The sequence below is a fragment of the Variovorax sp. P1_H2 genome (genome assembly GCF_056405295.1).
The window spans coordinates 59,118-73,260 of sequence record NZ_JBFUCJ010000019.1 but is presented as its reverse complement, the minus strand read 5'-3'; the positions used below and the strand labels follow the sequence as shown (position 1 = coordinate 73,260).

Here is a 14,143-nt window from a genome sequence, read left to right as displayed (position 1 = left end):
GCCGTGGCGTCCGCACCGGCGCCGAAGCCGGCGCCCGCCGCCGCGGGGCCGCAGCGATCGAGCTGCAGCAGCGCGCGCTTGGTGTCGGCCGACCAGTCGACGCCGACGATCCGCGAGGAGACCTGGCCGCCCGCGAAGGACTCGCCCTCGTCGCAGCGGAAGCGCACCGGGTCGGCCGGCCGCACCGCGAAGTCGTCGCCGGCGCCCTTGACCTTGGACACGCGCGCGCTGAGGTCCTTGCCGACCAGCGCCTTCTCGAGCTTGTCCTCGTCGCCGCGGGCGCCGCGCACCAGCTTCACGACCTGGTCGTAGCTGGTCTTGCCGGTGCTCGGCACTTCGGGCTTGAGCGGGGCGGGGGCGGCGGCGACCGGCTCGGGCACCGGGGCGGCAGCGGCGGGCTGGCCCTGGTTCCTGGACTGGCCGGCGCAACCTGCAAGCACGCAGAGGGCTGCCGCGATGGCGAGTGCGGTCGAAGGGGTTCTCAAGATCACGAAATAAGACTCCTGTAACAAAGTGTTCATTATTTCAGGATCTTGCATCTCCCGAATCGCGCCCCCAGTTGCCGTGGACCTGAACGCCCGCCGATGGAGACCCCATGACCGACACCCTTCACATCGTCTGCCCGCATTGCCACACCACGAACCGCGTGCAGGCCGCGCAACTCGGCAGTGCGCCCGACTGCGGAAATTGCCATCGGCCGTTGTTCACCGGCCACTCCACCGCACTGGACGAGGCCGCCTTCGACCGCCACGTGGCGCGCAACGAGATTCCGGTGCTGGTCGATTTCTGGGCGCCCTGGTGCGGCCCCTGCCGCCAGATGGCGCCGGGCTTCGAGCAGGCGGCGGCCCGGCTCGAACCCCGGGTGCGCCTCGCGAAGGTCGACACCGAGGCGGTTCCCGCCCTCGGCGCACGCTTCAACATTCGCAGCATCCCCACGCTGGCGCTGTTCAGGGGCGGGCGCGAAGTGGCCCGCCAAGCCGGGGCGATGGGCGCGGCGGACATCGTCCGCTGGGCCGAGGCGCACACCCGCTGAGTGCCTCGCCTGCCGCCGGACCCGAGTGCCGCAGGCGACAGATCGGGAATGCCATGCCTTGCAGGCCATCCGGCGCCAAGTACAGTGTGCGCTGGGCCACGCGTTTCAATTCATGACCTTCCAGAGTTTGCACCTGACCGGCCCGCAGGGCTGCCCCTATGTGCTGGGTGAGCCCATCGAGGTCTATGACGGTTCCTCCCTCATCGGACGGGTCCAGTCCGTCACGTTGAGCCCGGGTGGCGACGAGGTGCGGGTCGAGAACTTCCTCACCACCGATTTCGCCGATTTCCGAGCCAAGGCGCTGCCGAAACTGGTCCTCGCGGAGGTGGTGAGCTTCATCGCCGAGCGCTACCCGTCGATCCATGCCATCGGCATCGAGCTGAGCCGCGACATCGAGGGCTTCGAAGGCCGCGAGGCGACGCTGGCCAGCGCCCGTGCCGAGATCCTGCAGAGCATTGGCACGGACAACGTTCGAATCGCTCCCAAGCCGCATGCCGGCCAGGCCGGCCACTTCGCGGTGACCGGCGTCTGGCACTACCACGCGGCCAGTGTCGCCGCGCTCGCCGAGGTGCTCCAGGCCCAGCGCGCCGCTTTCCGCGCGCGGCTGGATTCGCCGTCCAGGGCGGCGCCCAGGCCGACCCTGCGCCAGTTGCTGCGCAAGGACCGCTGAGCGGCGGGCCAAAACAATGCTCCAATCGCGTCAAGGCGGATCACACGCCGCTGGAGACACCGATGCCCGTGCGCAGTCCGCTGTATCTGTTGGAACGCTTCGACCCTGGCGTGGTCCAGTTGGACCGCGAGCTCCGGGTGATGGCCATGAACAGCCTGGCCCGGCGCCTGCTGCCGGTCGAGGACAAGCAGCCCTTCGAGAAGATGGTGCTGTCGTTCCACCCTGAGCGCTCGGTGGCCAAGGTGAAGTTCCTGCTCGACCAGGCCGAGTGCCCGGTCAGCAACCCGCCGCCGATGACCATGATCATCAACATTCCGGAGCGGGTGCTGCTGATCAAGGTGACCAAGCTGTCCGACCTGCGCGGCGACACCACCGGCTACACCTTGATCTTCTACGACATCACCGAACTGGTGAGCGGCGAGGAGCCCGCGCCGCCGATGACGCCGGCCAGCCTGTCGGCCGAGAAGCCCGCACCGGCCAAGCGGCAGCTGCACAAGATCCCGACCATCTCGCAGAACCGGATCGTGCTGGTCGACGTCGAGACCGTGACCTACATCCGCTCGGAAGGCCACTACACCTGGGTCAGCACCGCACAGGGCTCCAGCTTCTGCAACCTCAACATCAGCGACCTGGCGGAGCGGCTCGACGGCGCCTCGTTCTTCCGCATCCATCGCAGCTACCTCGCAAACCTCGACTTCGCCGAGCAGATCCTGCGCGAGGAGGGCAGGGTCAGCCTGAAGCTGCGCGGCGAGACGACACCGCTGCCGGTGGCGCGCACCAGCGTTGCGCGCTTGCTCGAGCAACTCGGGATCAGCGAGGTCCACCCGCTGTAGATGCGATCCGCACGGCGCCGCGCAGCGTGTTCCGCGAGAGTCGCCGTGCCCGCGCAGCTGCTATGGCCGGCTGGCCGCCGTGATGACGATCTCGACGCGGCGGTTCTTCGCCTTGCCTTGCGGCGTGTCGTTGCTCGCCACCGGCCGTGCCTCGCCGAAGCCTTGCGCCGAGATCGAGTTCGGCGGCACACCCTTCGAGGTGAGGAAGCGCGCGACGTTGTCCGCCCGCGCCGACGAGAGTTCGAGGTTGGACGGGAACCGCGCCTTCAGTGCCGGACCGATCGGCTCGTTGTCGGTGAAGCCCTGGACGATGATCTGCTGGCCGGGCAGGTTTGAAAGCGTCGGCGCGATCTTGCCCAGCGCCTGTTCACCCTTGGGGCTGAGCGCCCAGCCGCCTTCGGGGAAGAGCACCTCGTTCACCATGGTCACCTTGAGCTGATTCTGCAACTGCGTGATCTGTGCCTGGTCGCTGCTCAACTGGCCCGAGAGCTGCTTGTCGAGCGCCGCGTAGGTATCGGCCTTCTGCACTTCGGTGTTGTAGGTCTGCTTGCTGACACAACCCGCTGCCACCACCGCGGCGCACAGCACCAGAATGAACTTGGTTGACTTCATGTTTTTCTCCATTGTTGTTGAACAAGCACGTTGTGATCCTCGCGGTCGGCTGGCGCGTCCTTGCGCCCGRCAGCTAGTACCTGCGAACCGCTGCGCCGTTCGGCCCGGCGCAACCCGCGCGATAGACGCCCTTGGCGCATGTGACCTGCGCCGGCGGCGGCTTCTTGACCACGGCCGCGCCGTTGGGGCCGGCGCAGCCGGCGCGATAGACGCCCTTGGCGCATGTGACCGCCCAGGACGATGACGGAACAAGACAGAAAACGCCCAACGCGGCTGTCGCGGCAAGTATGTAACGCTTCATGACGATCTCCTTGGGTTGTGCCGATGGCGCAACGCGCACCGCGCGGCATCTTCATCGCCATCTTCGTCCCATCGCAGAGACCTGAGAAGGGGGTCGAAGGGCAAAGCGGTTGCCCGAAAGTGAAGCTGGCAGAAGGAGCGGCCGCGCCGGCACACCGTCGAGCGCATGAGCAGGCGCAAGCTGATCAGTGCATTGATACGGTGGACTTACAAGCGCGTTGCGCGGATCATCCGCCGAATCGCTTGCAATGTGGTCGAAACGATGGGCATTCAGACAGATACGCCGTCAAGGGCCGATCCTTGCGGAGGATTCCCGACCGCAGCCATTCGAGGCGGACGGCGGCATGGGTGGGTCATCGCAATCCTCTGCGCGCTGATCACCCCGACGGCAATGTCTGCCGACGCGAGGAATGTGCTGGTGCTCTATTCCAACGGCCGCCTCGTGCCCGCCAACGTCGACGTCGAGCGCGGATTGAAAAGCGCGATCGTGGATTCCGCCGACCGTCCGGTGGAGATCTTCAGCGAGTTTCTCGACTATCCCGAGTTCGTCGGCGAAGACTACGAAAGCACCGTCGCGACGTACTTGCGGGACAAATACGCCAGGCGGCCGCCGCACCTCGTCGTGGCCGTTGCAAGGCAATCGCTCGACTTCATGCTGCGCCGTCGCGCGCAACTTTTCCCGGGTGTTCCGATCGTCCACACGGCCGCGTTCAAGGCGTACCCGAATCCGTTCCCGACGCTCCCCGCCGACGTCGTCGGCGTTCCGGTCGAGTACGACCCCGCCGGCACGGTCGAGCAGGCGCTGCACTGGCATCCGAAGGCGCAGCACCTGCTCGTCGTGACCGGCGCGACGTCGCGCGACCGCGAATGGGAAGCGCTGCTGCGCGACACCCTGGTGCGCTTCGAAGGCCGGGTGGCCATCGAATTCCTGGCTGGACAGCCGACCGACAAGCTGCTGGAGCGTCTGCGTGGTCTGGATCGTGACTGGATCGTCTTCACCCCCGGCTTCTACCAGGGCAGTGATGTCCTCAAGTACACCCCGCGCGAATCCGTCCAGATGGTGGCCAAGGCGGCCAACGCCCCGGTCTACGGAACGTTCAGCAGCTTCGTCGGCACCGGCGCGGTCGGTGGCCGGGTCCCGAGCTTCGAGGCCGCCGGCCAGCAGGCGGGGCAGATCGTCAACAAGCTGCTCGACGGCGCTTTGCCGGCGTCGCTGAATCTGCCCAAGGCCATGCCCAACGCGTTGAACGTCGACCTGCGCCAGACCCGCCGCTGGGGGATCGCCGACAGCGACATCCCGGCCGACGCCGTGCTGCAGTTCAGGCAGCCCACGTTCTGGGAGGCGAACCGGACGGTGGCCATCATCGGCAGCACAGTGATCCTGCTTCAGGCCGGGCTCATCGCTTCCCTCTTGCTCGAGCACCACCGTCGCCGCAAGGCCGAGATGGCGCTGGTGCAGCGGGGGGGCGAACTGGCCCACGCCTCGCGCCTGGCGATCGCCGGGGAACTGACGGCTTCGATCGCCCACGAGATCAACCAGCCGCTGGCGGCCATCCTGACCAACGCCGAGGCCGCCGAGATGATCCTCCAGGCCGATGTCGACCGGCGCGAGGACCTGCGCATGATCCTCAGCGACATCCGGCGGGACGACCTGCGCGCCAGCGATGTCATTCGCCGCCTGCGCACGCTGCTGTCCAACAAGGCGATCGAGCGTCAGGCTTTCGAGCTCGCCGACATCGTCAGCGATGCGTGCAGCATCCTCCAGGCAGAAGCGCGGCGCAGGGAGCTGACCCTGGTCGTTCGAAACGCAGCGACGCCCGGCCGGGTCTTCGGGGATCCGGTCCAGATCCAGCAAGTGCTCATCAATCTCGTGCTCAATGCGATGGACGCTGTCGCGAACCTGCCCTTGGACCGGCGCACGATCGTCGTGTCGGTCGTGCCCGAGGCCGACGGGCTCGCAGTGACCGTGCGCGATCGAGGCCGGGGCATTGCGCCCGAACACGTCCCCAAGCTCTTCGATTCCTTCTTCAGCACCAAGCGTCGGGGTATGGGGCTCGGCTTGTCGATCGCGCGGACCATCGTCGAAGCGCACGCAGGCCGCATCCGGGTGGAGAGCGATCCCGGCCATGGCACCGTGTTCCACGTCTCGCTGCCCGTGCACGGCGAAAGCAGCGTTCCGAGCGCCGCCCTCGCATGAACACTGCCCCGCTCATACACGTCGTCGATGACGACGAGTCGCTGCGCACGGCGCTGCTGCGCTTGCTCGACATGGCGGGCCTGGAGGGCCGCGGCTACGCGTCGGCGGGCGAGTTCCTGCTTCGTCCGCCGCCCGATCGTCCGAGTTGCCTGCTGCTCGATGTCCGCATGCCCGGCCCGTCGGGCCTGGACCTGCAGGGCGCGCTGCGGGACAACGGGGTCGCGTTGCCGATCGTCTTCCTGACGGGACATGCGGACGTGCCTTCCACCGTGCAGGCCATGAAGGGCGGGGCAGTGGATGTCCTCGAGAAGCCGATCCGGCGCGACGCCTTGCTGGCAGCGCTCGAGCGCGCGCTCGCTCGCGATGCGGCGCAACGGGCGGCCAGCGCCGAGGCCTCGCGGATTCGCGCCTTGTTCGCGACGCTCTCGGGCCGCGAACGGGAGGTCTTCGATCGCATCGTCGCGGGCAGGCTGAACAAGCAGATTGCCGACGAACTCGGCAGCAGCGAACGCACGATCAAGACGCAACGCGCCCACCTGATGGTCAAGCTGGGCGTGGACTCGGCGGCCGAACTCGGCGCCCTGGCCGAGAAGCTGAACCGCAGCGCGCCATAGGGACGGTCTTTCGGGCAACGGTTTTGCCCCTCGGCCGGATTTACGCGCCGATCGGGCCGCGGGATCATGGCCGCGTGACCCCAATTTGCGATCACTCGATGACAGCTTGAACAGCGTCGGACACACAGCCGGGTCCGGGCAGGTCCACAGGCGCCATCAGAAGTCGCACGGAGATCCGTGATGGCGTCGAGCGCAGGCCGGGTGGTGGTTGTGGTGGAGGACGATGACAGCGTGCGGGAGGCGATTGGGCGCTTGCTCAATGCCGCGGGATTTCAAGCGGTCTCCTTTGGGTCGGCAGAAGCGTTGCTGGCGACCGGAGGCGTCGATGGTGCGGTGTGTGTGGTCAGCGACTTCAAGCTGCCAGCCATGTCGGGCCTCGACCTGGCGACCGAACTGGCGGGACGCGGGGGCTGGCCATCGGTCATTCTGATCACGGTGCACGACTCGCCGGAGCTGCGCGCGGAGGCGAAGCGCCGCGGCGTCTCGGGCTATCTGGTCAAGCCGTTTCAGGGGAGTTCGCTGCTGGCTTCGATAGCGCAGGTGGCACGTGCGGCACGTCCGCCTTGACCTTGGGTGTCTGATTTCGGCCGGGAACCTTGCATGAATCCGCCGACCCGGCGGGCAAGGTGAACGGTGTGCTGTTGTGGCCGGCCGTCGGGCTGCATGTGCTCATGTCGCTGTTGCTGGTTGGCGCCCGACGAACCTGATGGCGCCGGTCGGCAGCGCGGCGTCGTTTCGCGGCCGTGAGGACTGAACTCGGCGCAGCCACGCCGACGCAAGAGGAGCACATCCATGGCAGATGCGAAAAGCACTCTCGAACTGGTAGCGACAACGGTTCAGGTTCTGGCCGTCGTCGCCGGCGTCGTGATCAGCGTCCTGAGCTTCAACTCGACAAGGCTCAGGGAGGCTGCCGCTCGCGAGGCTGAAGCCATGAAGCCGCTGGCCGAGCTTCGCAGGACGATTTACCTCGAGACCGTGAAGACTGCGGCGCTTCTTGCGACGCCCGGCGACCATGCGGCCGCAGAAACCGACCGGGCGAAGCGGCGCTTTCGAGAGCTGTATGTCGCGGAACTCAGCATGGTGGAGGCGCCGGGCGTCGAGAAATCGATGATCGCCTTCGCCAAGACAGTCGACCCCACGCTCCTCACGCTGACGCCGTCGCAAGCGGCTGCCTACGACCTCGCGCATGCGCTGCGGGAATCGTATGTTGAACGAACGTCTGGAACTCTCCGCTGAGAGGAGCTTCGCCTTACGTCATTGCGGCGACTGGGCCCGCAGCTCGGCGAAGCGCTGGGCGAAGGCCGACGACCACTTGTTGAAGGCGTCCTGCGCGTAGCTCCAGCTGGTGAAGGAGCTGACGTAGCCGTTCATCCAGGCTTCTGCCGCCGTGGTGGCGTTCTTGTCGAGGTCGGCCGCGTACTTGAGTCCGATCTGGGTGTCCGCGCATTCGCCCAGCACGGCTCCCGTGGCGCCGTCGCGGAACTGGGCCTCGAGGCCGGTCTTGCCCAGGTAGGGCGTCGAGCCGACCGGGCGCCCCGTGGCCGCGCCCGAACCCATCTCGGCGACGAAGCCGTAGGGCACCGCGGTGCCGGCCATGCTGGCCAGCGTGTTGGTCGGCACCAGAGACGTCAGCGCCAGCCTGACGCGCAGCACGCCGGGGCCGGGGGCGTTGACCAACTGCACTTCGGGCGACAGGTTCTTGACCAGCGCGCTGTGGAAGTAGTCGAGCAGCGTCTTGAGGTCGGTCGGGTCGATCGGGCTCTGCGCGCTGGCCGGCGTGACGTAGACCTGGATGCGCTCGATCATCACCTTGTCGTAGCTTCTCCAATTGATGCCGGGCTGCCGCCAGCAGAGGAAGCCGCCGTTGGCGGGCTGGACCTTCAGCCGGCCGGGTTCCGTCAGGAAGCCGACGTTGGAGACCTTGGCCCTGTCATCGGACGCGGTGATGCCGGCGTTGCCCGAGCCGGGCGCCGCGCAGCCGCTGGCGAGAAGGGCAAGCGCCGCGGCCAGGCCGCCGGCGAGCGATGCTCGGAAGAAGCGGGACGTTGTCGAGGTCCTTGAATGCCGGCGGTGCGCGCTCACGGTGCGCCTACGACAGTGTAGTAGACGCCGTTGGCGCCGTAGAAGGGCCGGAACCAGCTGTCTCCGACCTGGTAGTAGTCGACGCCGTAGCGGTTGACCATGACCGCGCCCGCGGGCACCCGGGCGTAGCTGACGCCCATGGGATAGACCGCGCGGTTGGCGCTGGCGACCGCCGCACCGGCGGCCACCCCGACCACCGCGCCCGCGGCCACCGCGCCGGCGCAGTCGTAGCAGCCCGCGTGGTAGTAGGGCACCGCGACCGGCGCGTGATAGGGCGCGTAGCCCGCGGCGCCGTAGGCCGGCGGGTGGTAGGTGCTGAATCCGCCTGCGGTGGTGTGCACGGCGCCGTAGCCGGCCACCCCGGTGGTGGTGCCGCCGTACATGTTGGTGTGGCTGGTGGCGCCGTCCCAGCTGTGCTCGGTGCTTCCGCCCCAGCGGTTGGTGTGCTCGGCGCCGCCCCAGCCGCCCGAGGAGTGGCCGCCGAAGCGGTTGGCGCTGGCCCAGGCAGCGGCCGGCGCATGGAACCCGGCCGTCATGAGCAAGCCTGCCAGCAGAGGAAGAAATGTCTTGAGGGTGGTCATCGTCCGTGCTCCTTACTGCGGTTTGGCCGCGGGCTTGGCCGCCTTCTTCGCGGCCGCCGGCGGCTTCGGCGCGGCGAAGGCGATCTTCTTCGCGTTGGCCGCATTGACCGCCGCGAAGGCCTCGGCCGCGATCACCGGGTCCAGCTTCCAGTTCGAGAGCTCGACCTGGTGGCGCAACCGGAGCGGGTCGCCGCGGAACACCGCACGCATCTTGCGAGGCAGCTTGTCGTCGGCGCCGATCCAGATCTGCATGAACATCTGGTCGCTGGCAATGGCGACCATCTCGGTGGTGGTGCCGCCGACGACCTTCGACTGGCCGATATAGAAGGCCTTGGTGAGGCCCTCGGTGAGCGTCTTGAAGGGGTCGCTGCCGACGATGTCGGCGAAGGGGAAGTAGATCGCGGCGTTGTCGAAAGCCTGCTTGAGCATGGCGTCGATGGTCGGCGGTGCCGGCGCCACGGCCACCAGGTTCTCGGCCGGCGCGAAGGCGCTGAGGGTCTTGCCGTCGTAGTAGTACTCCGCGGGCGGTCCGTCACCCAAGGTGACGACGCGCAGCCTGTCGGGGCGCTGCAGAAGCACCTCGGAGGAGGTCGCATAGGCCAGCGACGGCCCGACGCTGCTCGGGCTCTCGTAGGTGGCGACGGCCGTAAAGGCCATCGACTTCGAGGCCGTCAGGCTGGCGCTCATGGCGCGCAGCAGGTCGATGGCCTTGGCCTCGAGCTGGGGCCCACGCGTTGCGGCAGCCTTGCTCGGGGCTTTGGCGCCGGCGTTCGGTGAAGGCTGGGCCTGTGCACCGGCGCCGAGCGCAAGCGCCGCCGCGAGCAGCCAGGGACCGGTGAAGAATCGGGCTCGAATCATGTATGGCCTCCTCGTTCAAGCAACGCTTTTACTCGATTGGATGGCCCCAGGGAAGGGGCCGCCGGACTGCGCGAACAAGATCCGCCCGTGACTGTAGGCGGGGTCGGCTGCGGCGGAGATCGTGGCGCACACGCAGTCTGGAGCCGTGCGCCCACGCAAGGTGCTAGGTGCTGCCACGTACATCCTCGATGTCACTTGACATCCGGGCAGGCCCGGCGTAGGGCTGCGCACAGCGGGCGCACGCCGACCGGTCGCTCCTGAAAATCGGTGGCATCCAGCCGGGCGATATCGACGACCGCGTCCGTGCCTCAGTCGGCGGGGCGGTCGAGATTGAGGCGCAGCAGCTCGTTGATCGAACCGACGCCCAGCTTCTCGAGCAGGCGGCTGCGATGCTGCTCGACCGTGCGGTGGCTGATGTCCAGCTCCTTGGCGATCAGCTTGCTCGGCAGCCCCTTCAGCGCCAGGTTCATGACTTCGTGTTCACGCGTACTCAGGGACTCGACCCGTTTCGCCTGCAGGTGTCGCGCGTCGCCCGAGGGCGCCCGCGGTGTCGCGTTGCGCCGCAGCGCTTCGTCGATCGCATCGAGCAGCTGCTGCTCGCGGTAGGGCTTCTGCACGAAGTCCACCGCACCGTCCTTGACGGCCTTGACCGCCATGGCGATGTCGCCATGACCGCTGATGAACACGATGGGAATGCGCGCGCCCATTGCGTTGAGGCGCTCCTGGAGCGCCAGCCCGCTCATGCGCGCCATGCGCACGTCGAGCACCAGGCAGCCGGGGCGCGCGGGGTCGAAGGCCTCGAGGAAATCCAGCGCCGAACAGAAGGTCTCGGTCGCCAGGCCGACCGAGCTCACCAGTTCCTGAACCGAATCGCGGTAGGCCTCGTCGTCGTCGATGATGAATACGGTGGGTTCGGCCATGGCGTCAGTCTGTGGACGAGGTGATGGGAAGCGTGAAGCGCAACAAGGCACCACCGCCGGGATTGTGCGCCGCCCACAGCGTTCCGCCGTGCGCCTCGATCAGCTTGCGGCAGATCGCGAGGCCGACGCCAAGGCCGCTCGACTTGGTCGAGTAGAAAGACTCGAAGATGCGTTCGAGGTCGCCTTCGGCGATGCCGGCGCCGCTGTCCGCGACGTCCACCTGCACCTCGTCGCGCTCGTTGAGCGCGATCGCGATGCGGATCTCCCTCGCGCTGCCGGCGCCCGGCAGTTCGATCGCCTCCATCGCGTTTCGCAGCAGGTTCAATACCACTTGCTGAAGGTGGATCTCGTCGACCGTCACCACCGGCAGTCCAGCGGATGACGCCGACCGGATACGGATATCGCGCAGCTCGCAGTCCATCTTGACCATGCCGATGCACTCGGCGATCGCGCGCTCGATGTCGATCGGCCGAGGGTCCAGCTCGTGGCGTTGCGCCATGCTGCGCATCCGCGTGACCACGTCGCCGGCCCGCGTCGCCTGGCCGATGACCTTGTCGAGCAGTTCGAGCACCCGCGCCAGATCGGGCGTCGGCTCGCCGGCACGACGGCGAGCGGCGAGCGCGTAGTTCTCGATCGCACCGAGCGGCTGGGTGATCTCGTGGGCCAGCGCGACCGACATCTCGCCGGCGGTGTGCACTCGCACCAGGTGCGCCAGGCGCTCGCGCCAGTGCGCCGCTTCGACCTCCGCGGCCAACTTGCGTCGCTCGGCCGCCTCGCGCGCGTGCAGGCTGCCGAACACCTCGGCCAGCAGCCTGACGCCCGGCGTCAATGCGTCGGGCCATTCGTGCTCGCGCCGGAGGCTGGAGATCGACAGGGCGCCGGCGCTTCGTCCGGACACGGAGATCGGAACCACCAGCAGCGAGCGGATGCCCGCGGCCTTCAGGGCCTCGCCGTCGCTCGTCGCGGACCACGTCAGTTCGGAGACGCGCGTGACGCGCACCACATGGCCGGCGGCAATGCGGGCGCTGACCCAGGGCAGGGCAACCGACGTGTCCGAATCGATCGTGGCCGCGAAGCCGTCCGCATTCCAGTGGCGCGTGGCGCCAAAGCGCGCGTCCCCCTCGCCGAGCTTCTCCCAGAGCGCGACCCGATCGGCCCCCACGAACTCGCCGATCTGCTGCAGCCCGAGCGCGATGGCCCGGCTCTCGTCGCCCGGCTTCGCCAGCACGAGGGAGGCCAGGATGGCGCTCGCGAGCCGTTCGAAGCCGATCGCGATGTCCAGTTCTTCCTGCGTCTGCTTGCGGGCCAGCGCGCTGCCGAAGATCTGGGTCAAGAGACGCATCCGTGCAAGCAGGCTGTCCGGCCAACTGCGCTCGGCGCGAACGCAGCCGAAGCTCAGCGAGCCGTGCAGCTCCCCGGCCACGACGATGGGCATCGTGACGTGCGACTTGAGCCCGGTGCGGCGAAAGGCCTCCTTGTCGAGGTTCGCCTCCGGTGGCAGGTCGTCGAGGCGCTCGAACATCGACGGCAGGTTGCGCAGCGACCTGGACATGATCCAGGGGTGCAGCGAGCGTGCCGGCAGCGCCTTGGGCACCGGTTCGACGCCCTCGACCGCGAAAGAATGCGTGACTTCGATCCATCCGGTCAACGGAAAGACCCGGTTGAGCGTGCATCGGTCGATCTGCAAGGCTGTCACGATGCGCTCGAGGCTGTCCTCGATGGCACGATCGATATCCTGCGACGGCAAGTCGATGAAGGCGGCCGACAGCTCGGACAGCAGGCGCTCGAAGCGCAGCAGGTCGAGCACCGAGACGGGTGCGGGCCCGGTGCCGAGGGGGACGACTTCACGCTTCATGGCCTATGCGCTCACCACGTTCGCCGCCACCCAGTCCGCATAGGGCCGATGCACGTCCGCCAGCGTCTCGGCGTGGATGTCCGGCACCTCGTAGGGATGGCACTGCGCAATGGCGGTCATCAGCGCGGGCGTCAGCAGCACCGTGGTCTTGAACAGCACACGGACTTCGGCCTCGCGCTGCAGTTCGCCCTGCCAGCGATAGACGCTGTCGATCGGCGTGAGCTGCGCGCAAGCGGCAAGGCGGCGCTCGACCATGGCGGTGGCGAGCGCGCCCGCCTGCTCGGCGGTGGCGACAGTGGTGGTGACGGCTGCGATCACGTCGCATGCCGGTGAATGACGCTCGCTCATGGTGGGTTCCCTCCGGCGGACAGCATCACGCCCAGTTCGGCGGTCGTGACGATCGCATGCGCGTAGGTGGGTGGTGCGTTCATGGATGACTCCTCGGGGTGTCCGGATTGTGCTGCGCGCACGCTTCGTTGGCGACCCACGCGATCGTTCCGGGACAGGAACGTGAGCACCTGGCCGTCGCCGGGCCGGACCGGGCCAGATCATCAGGGAAAACCCGAGCTGGCGATCCGGCGCTCGCCGTTCATGCAACGAACGCCGCCATTCGTGCGTGCGATGCGGTGGTTCGTGCGTCGGAGCCCGCGGTCGAAACCCGGTCGCCTTAACTTCTGTCGGCGACCCCACGACAGGAGACAAGAACGATGATCCCATCCGGATTCGACTACCACGCGCCCCGCTCGGTCGGCGATGCGATCGCGCTGCTCGGGCAGTACGGCGGCGACGCCAAGCTGCTGGCCGGTGGCCACAGCCTGCTGCCGATGATGAAGCTGCGCTTCGCGCAGCCGGCGCACCTGATCGATCTGAACCGCATCGAAAGTCTGCGCGGCATCCGCGAGGAGGGCGGGACGATCGTGATCGGTGCGATGACGGTCGAGAACGACTTGATCCGCTCGGCGTTGCTGCAGCAGAAGCTGCCGCTGCTGCCCGAGGCCGCGAAGCAGATCGCCGACCCGCAGGTGCGCAACCGGGGAACCATCGGCGGCGACATCGCGCATGGCGACCCGGGCAACGACCACCCCGCGCTGTCGATGGCGCTGGACGCCGTGTTCGTGCTCGAGGGCCCGAAGGGCACGCGCCAGGTGAAGGCTGACGGCTTCTTCCACGGCACCTACATGACCGACATGGCCGAGGACGAGGTAATGACCGCGATCCGCATGCCGGCCTTTGCGCCCGGCACCGGCTACGCCTATCAGAAGCTCAAGCGCAAGACCGGCGACTGGGCCACCGCCGCGGCGGCGGTGGTGCTGCGCCTCGACGGTGGCAAGGTGAGCCACATCCGCATTGCGCTGACCAACCTGGCGCCGACGGCACTGCGTGCCAACGACGCCGAAGCCGCGCTGCTCGGCAAGCCGCTGACCGAAGCCGCGATCGCCGATGCCGCCGCGCGTGCGATGGCCATTTGCGACCCCGCCGAGGACTTGCGCGGCGACCGCGACTACAAGACCGCGATGGCCGGACAGATGGTGCAGCGCGCGCTGCGCCTGGCGCTGTCGCGCTGCAAATAAGTACAACAAGGAGCCGA

Annotated in this window: 16 protein-coding genes and 1 pseudogene; 8 read left to right on the top strand and 9 right to left on the bottom strand. The window is 67.9% G+C overall.

Annotated elements, in window-relative coordinates:
- Nucleotides 1-491 (bottom strand): annotated as a pseudogene (locus AC1D2E_RS09680) (hypothetical protein); the annotation flags it as partial.
- Nucleotides 492-595: 104 nt separating this feature from the next.
- On the opposite strand from AC1D2E_RS09680, the gene trxC reads away from it, so the two are divergent.
- The 3 genes from trxC to AC1D2E_RS09665 all read left to right on the top strand — a co-directional run bounded on the left by trxC (nucleotide 596) and on the right by AC1D2E_RS09665 (nucleotide 2,536).
- Nucleotides 596-1,033 (top strand): thioredoxin TrxC, encoded by a 438-nt coding sequence (trxC, locus tag AC1D2E_RS09675; RefSeq protein WP_478175992.1) that lies wholly within the window; start codon nucleotides 596-598, stop codon nucleotides 1,031-1,033.
- Between the two features lie 112 nt (nucleotides 1,034-1,145).
- The gene (locus AC1D2E_RS09670) at nucleotides 1,146-1,703 is read left to right on the top strand and encodes a hypothetical protein (protein ID WP_478197208.1); all 558 of its coding nucleotides are present in this window, start codon (nucleotides 1,146-1,148) and stop codon (nucleotides 1,701-1,703) included.
- Nucleotides 1,704-1,765: 62 nt separating this feature from the next.
- The gene (locus tag AC1D2E_RS09665) at nucleotides 1,766-2,536 is read left to right on the top strand and encodes a PAS domain-containing transcriptional regulator (RefSeq protein ID WP_478197207.1); all 771 of its coding nucleotides are present in this window, start codon (nucleotides 1,766-1,768) and stop codon (nucleotides 2,534-2,536) included.
- A 60-nt stretch (nucleotides 2,537-2,596) separates the two neighbouring features.
- On the opposite strand, the gene AC1D2E_RS09660 is transcribed toward AC1D2E_RS09665, so the two are convergent.
- On the bottom strand, nucleotides 2,597-3,148 hold the full coding sequence (locus tag AC1D2E_RS09660) for an OmpA/MotB family protein (RefSeq protein WP_478197206.1): 552 nt from the start codon (nucleotides 3,146-3,148) through the stop codon (nucleotides 2,597-2,599).
- A 73-nt stretch (nucleotides 3,149-3,221) separates the two neighbouring features.
- Nucleotides 3,222-3,449, bottom strand: a complete 228-nt coding sequence (locus AC1D2E_RS09655) for a hypothetical protein (RefSeq protein ID WP_478197205.1) — start codon at nucleotides 3,447-3,449, stop codon at nucleotides 3,222-3,224.
- A 165-nt stretch (nucleotides 3,450-3,614) separates the two neighbouring features.
- Between AC1D2E_RS09655 and AC1D2E_RS09650 the strand changes: the two genes are divergently transcribed.
- The 4 genes from AC1D2E_RS09650 to AC1D2E_RS09635 all read left to right on the top strand — a co-directional run bounded on the left by AC1D2E_RS09650 (nucleotide 3,615) and on the right by AC1D2E_RS09635 (nucleotide 7,495).
- Nucleotides 3,615-5,645 carry a sensor histidine kinase gene (locus tag AC1D2E_RS09650; protein WP_478197204.1) on the top strand — a complete coding sequence of 677 codons (2,031 nt, stop codon included), beginning with the start codon at nucleotides 3,615-3,617 and terminating at the stop codon, nucleotides 5,643-5,645.
- Nucleotides 5,642-6,259, top strand: coding sequence for a response regulator transcription factor (locus AC1D2E_RS09645; protein ID WP_478197203.1), 618 nt, complete (start codon nucleotides 5,642-5,644; stop codon nucleotides 6,257-6,259). Before AC1D2E_RS09650 ends, AC1D2E_RS09645 begins: the two co-directional genes overlap by 4 nt.
- A 180-nt stretch (nucleotides 6,260-6,439) precedes the next feature.
- Complete coding sequence (locus tag AC1D2E_RS09640; RefSeq protein WP_478197202.1) at nucleotides 6,440-6,826, top strand: response regulator; 387 nt, start codon at nucleotides 6,440-6,442, stop codon at nucleotides 6,824-6,826.
- Nucleotides 6,827-7,051: 225 nt separating this feature from the next.
- Nucleotides 7,052-7,495 (top strand): hypothetical protein, encoded by a 444-nt coding sequence (locus tag AC1D2E_RS09635; protein WP_478197201.1) that lies wholly within the window; start codon nucleotides 7,052-7,054, stop codon nucleotides 7,493-7,495.
- A gap of 18 nt (nucleotides 7,496-7,513) precedes the next feature.
- Here AC1D2E_RS09635 and AC1D2E_RS09630 read toward each other — a convergent pair whose 3' ends face one another.
- The 6 genes from AC1D2E_RS09630 to cutA all read right to left on the bottom strand — a co-directional run bounded on the left by AC1D2E_RS09630 (nucleotide 7,514) and on the right by cutA (nucleotide 12,903).
- Nucleotides 7,514-8,341, bottom strand: coding sequence for a DUF3313 domain-containing protein (locus AC1D2E_RS09630; RefSeq protein WP_478197200.1), 828 nt, complete (start codon nucleotides 8,339-8,341; stop codon nucleotides 7,514-7,516).
- Nucleotides 8,338-8,922 (bottom strand): hypothetical protein, encoded by a 585-nt coding sequence (locus AC1D2E_RS09625; protein WP_478197199.1) that lies wholly within the window; start codon nucleotides 8,920-8,922, stop codon nucleotides 8,338-8,340. The genes AC1D2E_RS09630 and AC1D2E_RS09625 overlap by 4 nt, the downstream gene beginning before the upstream one ends.
- 12 nt (nucleotides 8,923-8,934) lie before the next feature.
- Nucleotides 8,935-9,780, bottom strand: a complete 846-nt coding sequence (locus AC1D2E_RS09620) for a DUF2092 domain-containing protein (RefSeq protein ID WP_478197198.1) — start codon at nucleotides 9,778-9,780, stop codon at nucleotides 8,935-8,937.
- A 308-nt stretch (nucleotides 9,781-10,088) separates the two neighbouring features.
- Complete coding sequence (locus AC1D2E_RS09615) at nucleotides 10,089-10,700, bottom strand: response regulator transcription factor (RefSeq protein ID WP_478197197.1); 612 nt, start codon at nucleotides 10,698-10,700, stop codon at nucleotides 10,089-10,091.
- Nucleotides 10,701-10,704: 4 nt separating this feature from the next.
- Nucleotides 10,705-12,555: a sensor histidine kinase gene (locus AC1D2E_RS09610; protein WP_478197196.1), complete on the bottom strand. Its 1,851-nt coding sequence runs from the start codon at nucleotides 12,553-12,555 to the stop codon at nucleotides 10,705-10,707.
- A 3-nt stretch (nucleotides 12,556-12,558) separates the two neighbouring features.
- Nucleotides 12,559-12,903, bottom strand: coding sequence for a divalent-cation tolerance protein CutA (gene cutA, locus AC1D2E_RS09605; protein WP_478197195.1), 345 nt, complete (start codon nucleotides 12,901-12,903; stop codon nucleotides 12,559-12,561).
- 359 nt (nucleotides 12,904-13,262) lie between these two features.
- Between cutA and AC1D2E_RS09600 the strand changes: the two genes are divergently transcribed.
- The gene (locus AC1D2E_RS09600; RefSeq protein ID WP_478197194.1) at nucleotides 13,263-14,126 is read left to right on the top strand and encodes an FAD binding domain-containing protein; all 864 of its coding nucleotides are present in this window, start codon (nucleotides 13,263-13,265) and stop codon (nucleotides 14,124-14,126) included.
- The last annotated feature ends 17 nt before the right edge of the window (nucleotides 14,127-14,143 follow it).